General features: G+C 29.7%; 14 protein-coding genes and 1 pseudogene. 1 reads left to right on the top strand and 14 read right to left on the bottom strand.

Going from position 1 to position 12855, the window contains the following annotated elements; all coding sequences use genetic code 11:
- Window positions 1-115: 115 nt before the first annotated feature.
- The 9 genes and pseudogenes from lgt to CURI_RS06480 form a co-directional block, all read right to left on the bottom strand.
- Complete coding sequence (gene lgt / locus CURI_RS06520) at window positions 116-856, bottom strand: prolipoprotein diacylglyceryl transferase (RefSeq protein ID WP_014967440.1); 741 nt, start codon at window positions 854-856, stop codon at window positions 116-118.
- 402 nt (window positions 857-1258) lie between these two features.
- Window positions 1259-1633, bottom strand: a pseudogene (locus tag CURI_RS06515) (CbiX/SirB N-terminal domain-containing protein); the annotation flags it as partial.
- Between the two features lie 76 nt (window positions 1634-1709).
- Window positions 1710-2018, bottom strand: a complete 309-nt coding sequence (locus CURI_RS06510) for a hypothetical protein (RefSeq protein WP_144276005.1) — start codon at window positions 2016-2018, stop codon at window positions 1710-1712.
- A gap of 195 nt (window positions 2019-2213) precedes the next feature.
- Window positions 2214-2720, bottom strand: coding sequence for a YhcN/YlaJ family sporulation lipoprotein (locus CURI_RS06505; RefSeq protein WP_014967437.1), 507 nt, complete (start codon window positions 2718-2720; stop codon window positions 2214-2216).
- Between the two features lie 107 nt (window positions 2721-2827).
- Entirely contained in the window at window positions 2828-3478 is a 651-nt protein-coding gene (gene phoU, locus CURI_RS06500) for a phosphate signaling complex protein PhoU (protein WP_014967436.1), read from the bottom strand.
- An 18-nt stretch (window positions 3479-3496) separates the two neighbouring features.
- Window positions 3497-4261, bottom strand: a complete 765-nt coding sequence (gene pstB, locus CURI_RS06495) for a phosphate ABC transporter ATP-binding protein PstB (RefSeq protein WP_014967435.1) — start codon at window positions 4259-4261, stop codon at window positions 3497-3499.
- 30 nt (window positions 4262-4291) lie between these two features.
- Window positions 4292-5113: a phosphate ABC transporter permease PstA gene (gene pstA, locus CURI_RS06490; protein WP_014967434.1), complete on the bottom strand. Its 822-nt coding sequence runs from the start codon at window positions 5111-5113 to the stop codon at window positions 4292-4294.
- The gene (gene pstC, locus CURI_RS06485; protein WP_014967433.1) at window positions 5113-6024 is read right to left on the bottom strand and encodes a phosphate ABC transporter permease subunit PstC; all 912 of its coding nucleotides are present in this window, start codon (window positions 6022-6024) and stop codon (window positions 5113-5115) included. The genes pstA and pstC overlap by 1 nt, the downstream gene beginning before the upstream one ends.
- A 71-nt stretch (window positions 6025-6095) precedes the next feature.
- On the bottom strand, window positions 6096-7004 hold the full coding sequence (locus CURI_RS06480; protein ID WP_014967432.1) for a phosphate ABC transporter substrate-binding protein: 909 nt from the start codon (window positions 7002-7004) through the stop codon (window positions 6096-6098).
- 242 nt (window positions 7005-7246) lie between these two features.
- On the opposite strand from CURI_RS06480, the gene ychF reads away from it, so the two are divergent.
- Complete coding sequence (gene ychF, locus CURI_RS06475; RefSeq protein WP_014967431.1) at window positions 7247-8338, top strand: redox-regulated ATPase YchF; 1092 nt, start codon at window positions 7247-7249, stop codon at window positions 8336-8338.
- 267 nt (window positions 8339-8605) lie between these two features.
- On the opposite strand, the gene CURI_RS06470 is transcribed toward ychF, so the two are convergent.
- The 5 genes from CURI_RS06470 to CURI_RS06450 all read right to left on the bottom strand — a co-directional run bounded on the left by CURI_RS06470 (window position 8606) and on the right by CURI_RS06450 (window position 12770).
- Window positions 8606-9052: an NUDIX domain-containing protein gene (locus tag CURI_RS06470; protein WP_014967430.1), complete on the bottom strand. Its 447-nt coding sequence runs from the start codon at window positions 9050-9052 to the stop codon at window positions 8606-8608.
- A gap of 418 nt (window positions 9053-9470) precedes the next feature.
- Window positions 9471-10217: a hypothetical protein gene (locus tag CURI_RS06465; protein WP_014967429.1), complete on the bottom strand. Its 747-nt coding sequence runs from the start codon at window positions 10215-10217 to the stop codon at window positions 9471-9473.
- Window positions 10218-10590: 373 nt separating this feature from the next.
- Window positions 10591-10872 carry a hypothetical protein gene (locus tag CURI_RS06460; RefSeq protein WP_014967428.1) on the bottom strand — a complete coding sequence of 94 codons (282 nt, stop codon included), beginning with the start codon at window positions 10870-10872 and terminating at the stop codon, window positions 10591-10593.
- A gap of 301 nt (window positions 10873-11173) precedes the next feature.
- Window positions 11174-11611 carry a MarR family winged helix-turn-helix transcriptional regulator gene (locus tag CURI_RS06455; protein WP_014967427.1) on the bottom strand — a complete coding sequence of 146 codons (438 nt, stop codon included), beginning with the start codon at window positions 11609-11611 and terminating at the stop codon, window positions 11174-11176.
- Between the two features lie 16 nt (window positions 11612-11627).
- Window positions 11628-12770 (bottom strand): MFS transporter, encoded by a 1143-nt coding sequence (locus tag CURI_RS06450; protein WP_014967426.1) that lies wholly within the window; start codon window positions 12768-12770, stop codon window positions 11628-11630.
- Window positions 12771-12855: the final 85 nt, after the last annotated feature.

The raw sequence follows: 12855 nt of genomic DNA, 5'->3' as shown, positions 1-12855 counted from the left end.
ATATATTAATACATTTTCTAGTTTTATGTCAATGTTGTGTATTTTATGTCTACAACTATATTATACTTCAAACATAATATATCTTTTATTTCCTATACTTTTCTAACTTTTGTTTCTAAATTTTATTTTCGTTTTTACGTCTTCTTAGAACAAATATAATCGATGCTATGATAATTGCTATTAAGCTAATAACCTGAGCTATTCTCAGTATACCAAACATTAAGCTGTCTGTTCTTAAACCCTCTATAAAGAATCTACCTAAAGAATATAGTATTAAGTATAATAGAAAAGTTTCACCTTCTACTTTAGATTTGTTTTTTCTAAACCAGATCAAAAATAAAAAAACAGCTATATTCCATAATGATTCATATAAAAAAGTGGGATGCACTTTTTGACCATCTACAATTATACCCCAAGGTAGGTTTGTTGGCCCTCCATGAGCTTCCTGATTTATAAAATTTCCCCATCTTCCAATTCCTTGTCCCAATATAATGCTCGGTGCTAATATATCCGCTAGAGTCCAAAAGTTTATCTTCTTTACCTTACAAAAGATAATAGCAACTAATATAGCTGATATTAATGCTCCATGTATTGCCATTCCGCCTTCTCTAGTATTTATTATTGATAGTATATCTCCGCTATATTGATCCCATGAAAAAGCAACATAGTACAATCTAGCCCCTATGATAGAGATAGGTATAGCAAATAATAATAAATCTATTATTGTATCTTCACTATATCCTATTCGTTTAGCCTCTTTCATTGCTATTATTGTTCCTAATAAGACACCTAATGAAATTAGTATTCCGTACCATCGTATTGACATTCCAAATATCTCAAAAGCTACTGGATCCAAACTATCACTCCTCTTTGTATAATAAGTTTTTGTATGTATTAACTTTCTATAGTTTCCAATTATAATTCTCTGAACCTTTAAAGTCAATATTTAATACCACTTTTTAAGGTCTAGTAGTTCTATTCTACTTTTTACTTCTTCTACTAGCTCATCATCTGTTATAAATCCATCTATTATTTTTATATCTATTTCCTCTGGAAATTTTACTTTCTTTGTTATTTTTCTTAGTATCTCTGTATTCTCTATATTTGTAACACCAGGCTTAGTATAAATTATTATTATTTTTCCAACACCATATTCTAATACGCTTTTAACCGTGTCTACATAGTTATTAGACGAATTTTTAAACCATGATTTTTAACCTTCTGATCTTCTAGTTCTGAAAACTCTTGCAAAAATATTTTATTTTTTCCTAAACATTAGATCTTCTTCTATCTCTCCTTCTCCTGATCCTATTAATATTACTCCTGTATAAGATGTTTTTTCTTTTACTATATACTTGCTTATTTTATTCATATAAGATTTAACCAGCTTGTCACTATTGCCTAATGCCTCTGTATACTTTATGTTCATATTTAAATTAAATAACTTCATTTTATCTATTCTATTTTCCAATATATTATATGATTCATCTTTACTTGCAAACATAGGAACTACAATGACATTTTTATATCCATCATTCCTTATGTTAACTAAGCTCTCCTCTATATAATTACTACTATTTAAAAACCCTATGTAAACTTTATACTTATCAGAAGACAATCTTTCTTCTAGTTTTTGTTTGAATACTAATGTGTTTTTTTATAACTGCTTTTTCCTATATCTCTATATTGACTCTTATTTTTAGCTAATATTAAAGGGGTTTTATTTTCTCCAACATACTTTTATTTAGCTTTATATTAGCTAGCTCACTCTTCATATTATATTTCTCATTTTCACCTTGGTAAACTAGTAGTACTGCTTTTTCCTCTTTCACTGCTGAGTTATTAGTTGTGTTTAAGTTTATTTTATAGCTCTTAGAAAATAAAAATATTATGGCGATTATATATCCAAATATAAGTACTCCTAATTTTAGTATTAGATGTCTAGTTACCTCTGCTTTTTTTATTTTATACTCTTCTCTATTTACTATCTTGAAAATTGAATAAAAAGAAATTATCAAAAATATACTCTCTTTTGGTTCTTCATATGATAGGTATAAAATACCAAAAAAACAAATAAAAAAATAATATATTAACTCTTTTTTAAAAGAATTTATCCTACCCATAGTTCACCTTCTCTCTTTAAATAATTTTAAGTATTATTATTAATATTATTTAAATTATAAAATATGAACATTTTAGGGTAGGATAATTTTTTATATACTCTCTATTCCTATATTTTTTATCGTATTATCAAAATCTGTTTTTATTGAATCAGGCCTTTCTTCTTTCATCATAGTTTGAGCCATACTATCTACTTTAAAAAACATGTCTTTATCTTGTGTTATAGCTATTTTATTTATGTTTTTATCAGAAGATTTAACTATTTCTTTTATTTTATCTGTAATTTGCTTTGTCATAGTTTCACCTTCTGATAGAATTACTGCTACGAGTGCTTCGTTCTCTAATACTATTACTGAAGCATCCGCTATTCCTTTTTCCATAACTAGTTTGTCAGCTATAGATTCTCCTTTTAGTGCACCTTCATGAATTGTTCTCTTTTTTTCTTGAGTGCTTTCAGTATTCATATTTTTACTATTTTCTTGCTGAGTTTCGTTTTGTGATTTATTATTTTCTTGCTGAACCTTTTTTGGTGATTGATTGCACCCAATTGTTGCTAAACCTATTACCAAAGACATAACCAATATAAGTATTTTTTTCATTTAAAACACCTCCTTTGATTAGTCTTGCCATTTTCTTAAGTTTTATTTGCAAAACTTTAAAAAACTATCTTAAAGTAAAATTAATCTTTTACTTTAAGATAGTTTAATTAAAATTCCATTCTTTCAGAAGTAGTCATATATACTATTCTCTCACATAAATTTGTAGCATGATCTGCCATTCTTTCTAGATGTCTACTTATAAACAATAGATGAACTATTTGCTTTGTATTTTCTTCATCCTTACCTAACATTGATACAAGTTCATCATAAGTTTTATGGTATAGGTCATCTACAATATCATCCATTTCAGCTACTTCTTGAGCTAAGTTAGGATCTTCCTTTACGAAACTATCTAAACTTCTTCTAACCATAGTTTTTGTTATATCCGCCATCTTAGGTATGTCCTCTAGAGGCTTTATAAAACTTTTACTACCCATTCTTTTAGTATCAAAAGCTATGTTAACTCCATAGTCTGCTATACGCTCTAGGTCAGTTATCATCTTTAATATAGTACTAATTTTTCTTAAATCAATGGCAACAGGTGTCTGCAAAGCTAGTAGTTCAAGACACTGCTTTTCTATTTCTAATTCTATTTCGTCTACTTTATCATCTAGTTTTATTGCTTCTTCTGACTTCTCAACATCTTGTTTCTCTAAACCTTCTATAGATAGCTGTATAACCTTTTCAACAAACGATCCCATTTCTAAAAGTGAAACGTGTAATTGATCTAATTTTTGATGAAAGCTTTTTCTTAACATCAATGTTAATCCCCCTTTTTAACCAAATCTCCCTGTTATATAGTCTTCTGTTCTCTTATCTCCTGGATTTGAAAAAATATTCTTAGTCTTATCAAATTCAATTAATTCTCCCATAAGAAAAAATGCCGTATTGTCTGAAATTCTACCTGCTTGTTGCATAGAGTGTGTAACTATAACTATAGTATAATCCTTTTTTAAGTCCTCTATAAGCTCTTCTATTTTAGCTGTAGCTATAGGATCAAGAGCTGATGTTGGCTCATCCATTAAAAGAATTTCAGGCTCTACTGCTAAGGCTCTAGCAATACATAGTCTTTGCTGTTGTCCACCTGATAGTCCTAGTGCATTTTTTTTAAGTCTATCTTTAACTTCATCCCATATAGCTGCATTTCTAAGACTTTTTTCAACTATTTCATCTAAATCTTCCTTTTTCTTATTTCCATGAACTCTAGGTCCATAAGCTATGTTATCATAGATACTCATTGGAAATGGATTTGGACTTTGAAATACCATTCCTACTCTTTTTCTAAGTTTCATTATATCTATATTATTATATATATCATTTTTATCAAGTAGTACATCTCCTGTTATTTTTACACCCTCAACTAAGTCATTCATTCTATTTAATGTTTTTAAGAAAGTAGACTTTCCACATCCTGAGGGACCTATTAAAGCTGTTATTTTATTTTCCTCTATATCAATATTTATATCCTTTAATGCATGAAATTCACCATAAAAAAGATCTAAATTTTTAACTGATATCTTAGACTTTTTATTATTTGACATATCTTCACCCCTATAAAAACTTATATCCAGCTAGTCTTTCTTCAATTTTGATCCAAAGCTATTAGTTATAATATTAATTAATAGTACTAGTAAAATTAGTATTGTAGCAGTAGCAAACGCCTTACTAAAGGATAGTGCTTCTTTAGCTAGGATGTAAAGGTGTACAGCTAAAGTTCTCCCTGAATCCATTACAGAATTTGGTGTTCTTGCTACAGTTCCCGCAGTAAAGAACACAGCTGCTGTCTCTCCCACAATTCTTCCTATGCTTAAAATTACAGATGTCATTATTCCACGAATAGAACTAGGTAATACTACAAGTAGAATAGTTCTAAATTTTGAAGCCCCAAGTGCAAGACTCCCTTGTCTATATGCGTTAGGTACCGACTTCAATGCCTCTTCTGTTGTACGGACTATAGTAGGTAATATCATTAAACTTAACGTAAGAGCTCCTGCTAATATAGACCAACCAAGTTTAAATGTAGTAACAAACATAATAAATCCAAATAATCCAAATATAATAGATGGTATTCCTGCTAAACTTTCTGTTGCAAATCTTATCAGTCTAACAATTTTACCAGGCTTTGCATACTCAACTAAATATATAGCAGCACAAATTCCTATTGGAGTGGCTATTCCTATAGTTAATATAATCATATATAGTGTTATAAATATCATAGGATATATTCCACCTTCAGCTCCTACTGGTGCTGTTGTCAAAAATTCTTTATTTATCTCGCCTATACCATTCATGACAATATATATTACTATCCATAATAATACCCCTACTGTTATTAGGGCAGATGACCATATAATACCTTTAGATATTCCGTCTTTTAGTGCTCTTTTATTCATTATTTTTCACCAGCCTTATGAATAACTGTATTAAGTGCTATATTTAATCCCATAATAAATATAAATAAAACTACTCCTGTAGCAAATAATGCCTCTTGATGTAAGCCTGAAGCATATCCCATTTCTATAGCAATATTAGCAGTCATAGGACGAACTCTATCTAATAGTGAATTAGGGATTGTAGGTGTATTTCCTGCTACAAGTATTACAGCCATAGTTTCACCTATAGCTCTTCCTATCCCTAGTACTACTGATGTCATAATACCAGACTTTGCAGATGGTAAAATCACCTTAAATATAGTTTGAATATGCGACGCACCCATCGCAAGAGATGCTGCCTTATATGTTTTTGGAACTGATCTTATAGATGTTTCAGATATACTTATTATAGTAGGTAGTATCATTATACCTAGAATAATACATGTGGCTAATAAACTGTTTCCTCCACCGCCAAGATACTTATCTATTAGTGGTACTATAACTATTAGTCCAAAAAAACCATATACTACTGATGGAATTCCAGCTAGAAGCTCAACTGCTGGACGAACTATATTTGAAATCCACTTTGGAGCAACTTCAGCAATAAAAACAGCAGTAAATAATCCTATTGGTACACCTATAATAATTGCCCCAATCGTAGAATATAACGTTCCTATTATCATTGGAAAAATTCCATATATATCTCCAGTTGGATTCCACTCTTGTCCAAATATAAATTCTTTTATACCAATTTTAAAAATAGCAGGTCCACCTTTAGCAAATATAAAAATTGTTATTACAACAACACTTATTATAGCTACGCATGCACTGATAAAAAATATACTTTCTATAATTTTTTCTAATGTAGTTTCTAACTTGTTAACTTTCATTTCATCTTCTTGTTTTTTAGATAATCTATTATTTTCTATCATTATATTATCCTTTCTAAACTTATATTAAAGGTTTAAACTCCACAAGCCAATGTGGAGTTTAACTTAATTATTTAACAGGTACAGCTACCTTTTTCTTTCACTATCTTTTGTCCTTCTGGGCTTAGAATGAAGTCAATATAAGCTTTAGCAATATTGTTTTCTTCTCCCTTTGTTAATAGTAGAAAAGATCTAGATATTTTATACTCTTTTGAAAGTACTGTCTCTGTTTTAGGTTCTACACCCTCTATAGTAATTGGCTTTACAGATTTATCTACATATGCTAGTGATAAATATCCTATTGCATTTTCTTTACTAGCTATATTTTGTTTTACAGCTCCGTTTGCATCAGCTATTAATGCTTCTTTTGATAATACACTTACGTTCTTGCCATCAGCATTTTTTTCTTCAAGTCCAACTAGTTCTTCGAAAGCCCCTCTAGTACCTGATCCAGCTTCACGGCTAACTAGTAATATTTCAGCATCTTTTCCGCCAACTTCTTTCCAGTTTTTAATTTCACCTTTAAATATCTTTTTGATTTGATCCATATTTAAATCTTTAACTTGATTACTTGGATGAGTTACAACTGCAATACCTTCATGAGCTATTACGTGTTCAGTTAAACCTAAACCTTTTTCGTCTTCCTTAATCTCTCTTGACGACATACCAATATCTGCTGTTCCATCACTAGCAGCTTTAATACCTGCTGATGATCCTAAACCTTGTATATCTATCTCTACATTTGGATTCTTACTCTTAAAAGCTTCTGCTAATTGCTCCGCATAAGGAGTTACTGAAGTAGAACCCGCTAATGATATAGCTCCCTCTAATTTATCACTTTCTTTATTCTCACCTGTTGACTGCTCTTGTCCTTGATCTTTATTTACATCATTTTCACTCTTAGAACAACCTACAAATACTGAAACTGATAAAGCTAGTACTAATAATAAAGCCTTTAATTTTGAATTTTTTAGTATTGACATATTGTATTCCCCCTCTTTCAAGTTTTATGTATCTTGTCTCGTTTACAATTCAAATTCTACCAAGAATTTTTGTTAGTTTTGTATAGAAACAGTTAAGTAATTGTTAACTTTACGTTAACACATTTATTTTATTTAAATAAACATAGCGTTTTATTGAAGTAATGGTCATATTAATGTATAATTTAATCTGATATTTTAAAAGATTCTACTAATATTATTAATTACTTGAAAGGAAGATATACATGAAATTAGGTATTGTAGGTTTACCAAATGTAGGGAAAAGTACACTTTTTAATGCTATCACTTCAGCAGGTGCTGAGTCAGCTAACTATCCTTTCTGTACTATAGAGCCAAACGTAGGTGTTGTATCTGTTCCGGATGAAAGACTTGAAGGATTAAGATTATTATTTGACTCTGAAAAGTGCGTTCCAACTGCTATAGAGTTCTTTGATATAGCAGGTCTTGTTAAAGGTGCTAGTAAAGGTGAAGGTCTTGGAAATAAATTTCTTTCTCATATAAGAGAAGTTGAAGCAATTGTTCATGTTGTAAGATGTTTCGAAGATGAAAACATAACTCATGTTGAGGGAAGAATAAGCCCTATAGAAGACATCGAGATTATAAACTTAGAGCTTATTTTAGCAGATTTAGAAGTTGTAACAAAACGAATTGAAAGAGCTCAAAAATTACTGAAAAGTGATAAGTCTTTACAAAAAGAAGTTGATTTACTTATAAAAATTAAAGGAACTTTGGAAGATGGAAATTCAGTTAGATCTTTAGAATTCGATGATGATGAAGTTACTATAGTAAAAAGCTTTAATTTACTTTCTAATAAGCCTATACTATATGTAACTAATATTTCAGAAGAGGACGTTATATCTAATCCTGAAAATGAATACGTTAAAGAAGTTCAAGAATATGCTTCTAAAGAACATTCTCAGGCAGTAATTATATCTGCACAAATAGAGGCTGAAGTATCAGAGCTAGACGACGAAGAGAAGAAAGCTTTCTTAAATGACTTAGGTTTAAAAGAGTCAGGTTTAGACAAGCTTATAAAGGCTAGCTACAAACTTCTAGGTCTTATGAGTTACTTAACTGCTGGTCCTAAAGAAGTAAGAGCCTGGACTATTAAAATAGGTACTAAAGCTCCTCAAGCTGCTGGTAAGATACACACTGATATGGAAAGAGGATTTATAAGAGCTGAAGTTATAAACTACGGCGATTTAATAGAATGTGGTGGATATCCAAAAGCCAAAGAAAAAGGTCTTGTAAGACTAGAAGGTAAGGATTATGTTATGCAAGATGGAGATGTAGTTGTATTTAGATTTAATGTGTAGGTTTTCTCTAAATAAGCAATATAGCTGAATCCATCGTAATTACTTATTTAGATTACTTATCATTACTTAAACTTACTTGGAAATGTTAAGGATTTCTTATTCTATTGCAACAAAACAGGGTAGATTATAGAATTAACTATAATCTACCCTGTAAATATTTAAATTAAAATTAAATTATGAAATGGTGGAAGCGGACTGTATCAGGCGAAAGCCATAATAGATATATAAGAATATATACATAATTAAAACAATACTTATTTTTTATAACTACTCCATAACTTCGTTTCCAAGGTAAACATCTGTTTTTTCACTGTTAAAAAAACGAATTATTTGAGAACGAAGTTTTGAAGGGTATAGGGGTTCATTCATCAAGTTTTCAATAGAAATCCATTCAAATCCAACTTGGTTTTTATCCCCAAGTATTTTAGCGTTCTTTATTTCTCCAATATAATCACATAAGAATACTAAATCGACTCTGTGAAAAGGTTCTCCATACATCCCCTCCACTACAAACTCCAATGATTTTGGTTCTACCATTATGCCCATTTCCTCTGCACATTCACGTTTTACCGCATCCGACAGCAGCTCCTCTGAATCCTGACCACCGCCTGGCATTACATAAAAGACTTCACCATTATCATTAATTTTTGATGCTAACATTTTTCCGTCTTTGATAATCAAAGCCTTTGCAGAATTGCGAATTTTTCTTTCCATTCCTTCACTCCTTATACATCTTACAAAACAACAAATCTTAATCCTGTTTAAACTACTAAATTGAACAAATTATGCTTGTATATGAAAGTTTAAAAATAAGATTTCGAAGCTTTGCCCCAAAATTGCCATTGCACTTAATAAAGTATTGCCGACATTTATTTCAGGAACACTACTTTAAATCCATAAATATTTAGCATATTCTAATCAATGTATTATACAACATGATTTCCAATCGTTGGACATAATCTATACAAATATAGCACTTTAAGATTATAAAGTAAATGTTTATATAAAAAATAGGGTAGGCTATAGAGATCATTCTATAATCTACCCTTTATTAATAAAAATTCTATTATAGCTTATTAATTAAAAGTTTTGTACAACATAAAATAATAGTACGAATTAATAGTAGTTCGTATTACGACCAATATCCAAAGTACATCGTATCAAAATCTTCACCTTGATTTACTCTCTCCAATAGTTCGTTTACAGAATCAACATTTTTCTTCTCAATCCAGTTCTTTAATTCATGTCGACTTAACATATAACGAAATCTCCTATCTTCCTTAGTTCCTTTATAGAATTCTTCTGATGTATCCATTTCATCTAATGATATTATATTCGTCCCATTATCCGTTTTTTCTACCCATGTTTCTTCACTGTACTGCTCGCGGTAATCATTTTGTAAAGCTATGCCTTCATCAAACCAAACTGGTACTATTGCAGAATACCATATCTTTCCCTTATATAGCCTTGCATGTGTCTCTGCATGTGTCATTTCATGTGCTAATATATCAACATCAAAATATTCAGACGAAACAGAAATATAACTATACACATTCCCAAAAACTGCTGTCATTATGTCATGGTCTCCATTCAATTTATCTAGCACTTTTTTATCGTCACTAAGAATAATAACAGGACTACTTTGTAACCCACCATAAAAATTTCTTACACGTTTTTTTGCCTCTGAAATCACTTCCAGAATTGTTTTATCGTCTATGCCATAACTATTATAAACATATATATTGTCATCCAATTCTTGAAAATCCCTTAATGATACTGTCATTCTATACCCCAAAGCAGTAAATTGAACAAAATAGATTCCTAACCCAATGATTATTATAGAAATAATGATAGCCCATCTTAATATTTTTGAATTCATTCTTTCTACCTTCTTTTCTATTTTTAATAATGTTTAGTTTACAATTCCTAACTATTACGAATTAAATTATATAATAATCACAACTCTCTCAAGTTTAAATTCGCATAACTAAAATATTTAAGCTGTACTAGGTTTTAATTGATTCATTATACCATATTTTCCAATGACTGGACACGAATTGGATAAACACTGCTGATTTAAGCTATAACTTAAACATTTGGATATAAAAAACAGGGTAGACTATAGAAATTAATCTATAACCTACCCTTGTATTCAAACCTTCTATTTTCAATTTCAAAGAGTTTTGAAACTTAACTATATATTTATATCAAAAACTATTTTAAAACTCACTATAGCTTAAAATTGCCATTTCTTATCTATTTTTTAACTCTGCTGCTGCCTGAAAAGAAGCAATGTAAAACAATACTGGTAAAGCCAATGCTTGTATAGTATTTAAAACTATTAACTTCTTGTTTCTAGATACTAGACCTGTCATTACTCCAAACATGCCTATTGGCACAGTTATCAAAATTTCTCCATAAGGCGTTCTGCCTAATATTATAATAGTTACAACATACCATATCCATACAGCTATACCTGATAATAACAAAATTAATGAAATATACTTAAATACATTTTGAATTCTATCGGTCATGATAACCCTCCTTCTAGGCAGTAGCTTATAATCTACTGCCCATTTTACACATAGACTATATAATATAGCATATCATTTATTTTCACTATGGCTATAGTAGCTTTGCTTTAAAATATCTATAAGTAAAGTAGGCAAAGTAAGAAAAACTATGGAAAGTTATATAATATAAATTATTATATTTCATTAATTACAAATTATTGGATGATTCTTCTTGGTAACTTATATAGCTGTTTATGAACTATATTTAAGAAGCGACTGCCTAATTTTAACTAGAACAACAGGTTAAATTATTATACTTAATTTAATCTACATCAGTTTTTCTTTTCTCCTCATAAATACTATTTAATATTTTCTTTAAATTTTCAAGAGTCTGTTCTTTTTCTTTTTCTGTTAAATCCTTCGTAAAAACATCTAAAATTTCTAAAAAAGTAGCCTCTATCTTAGGAATTACCTCTTTTCCCTTTTCAGTTAAATATAATCTATAGATACGCCTATCATTTTCATCATGTTTTCTCTTAACATACTTATTTTCAACCAAATTTTTCACTGCTTTTGCAGTGGTTGACTTGTCCACATATAAGTATTCACTTAATTCTTTCTGACTTATGCCTTCATTTTTTGAAATTGCATAGAAAAAATCTTGTTGTCCACTACTAATTTTTAAATCTTTAAGCTTATGATTTATAACACTCTGTGCATTTCTATAAATTGCTGCATTAAATCTTCCAATGCTATCCATATAATTCTCCTTTATATTATTTTTGTCTACCTATTATAAAGTAAAGAATAAATGCTAAAACTGCAAATCCACCTGCTAAAAGATACATTTGAGAATAACCTATTATTGATGAAATCATTCCTAGAAAAATTGAACCCAAACCAATTCCACAATCAAAAGCCGTTAAAAAAGTGGCATTTGCTGCACCTAATCGTGCTGGAGAAACTCCTGCTATTGACATGGTTTGTAAACTAGATTGAGTAGCTCCAAATCCTATACCATAAATTAGTGCTGTTATTAAAAACATATTTAAATTTGTCGCTCTAGATAATAAAACCATAGCTATTGTTACAAATGCTAAACCAGGAATAACTGCATAGTCAAATCCTAACTTATCTATAATTTTACCAAATATAGGCCTAGATATAAAAAGAAACGTTGCATAAACTGTGAAAAATATCCCTATATTCTCTATTCCATTTTGAGAAGCATAGATAGGTAAAAAACTAGTCAATGCGCCATAGGTTATAGTAACAAAAAATATTATTATTGATGGCCTAACAGATGTTTTTTCATACAAAGAATTCTTTATATCTACTTTTTCTTTATTTTCAATATCTCTATACTCTAATTTTGAAGTTATAATAAGTGCCAATATGGCTAAAGCAGTAGATATATAGAATAGCACATTAAATTTATACTTAGATATAATAAACAAACCTACTGCTGGAGCTAGTGCCATTGCTAAACTACTAGTTAAGCTAAAGTATCCCATTCCTTCCCCAAATCTATCTTTAGGTATATTATCTGAAGCTATAGTACTCGAAGCAGTACTAGTTATTCCCCATCCAAATCCATGAATAAAACGTATCATAAGTATTATGATAAGTATTGGAAATAATGAATAAGAAAATACTGATAATATAAATAATAGTAATCCTATCAAAAATATTTTCTTCCGTCCCAACTTATCCAATAATAAGCCTGAAAATGGTCTTATTACTACTGCAGACGTTACAAATAATCCTGTTACTAAGCCTATAATGGAATTTGTACCACCTAGTTTCTCTGCATATAGTGGTAAGGTTGGTAATAACATTTGAAAGCTAAAAAATATTAATAAGTTTATTATATTAATAATTATAAAATTCTTAGTCCAAAGCCCTTTATTGTTCTCCATAATTATTCCCTCCTATTAAAATTAGTTTCCTTTGCAACTAATTTTAATTTACCATAAACTTGTCTCACTTGCAACTAGCTTTTAA

The sequence above is a fragment of the Gottschalkia acidurici 9a genome, assembly GCF_000299355.1.
GTDB classification, from domain to species: domain Bacteria; phylum Bacillota; class Clostridia; order Tissierellales; family Gottschalkiaceae; genus Gottschalkia; species Gottschalkia acidurici.
This window is presented reverse-complemented; position numbering and strand designations above follow the sequence as displayed.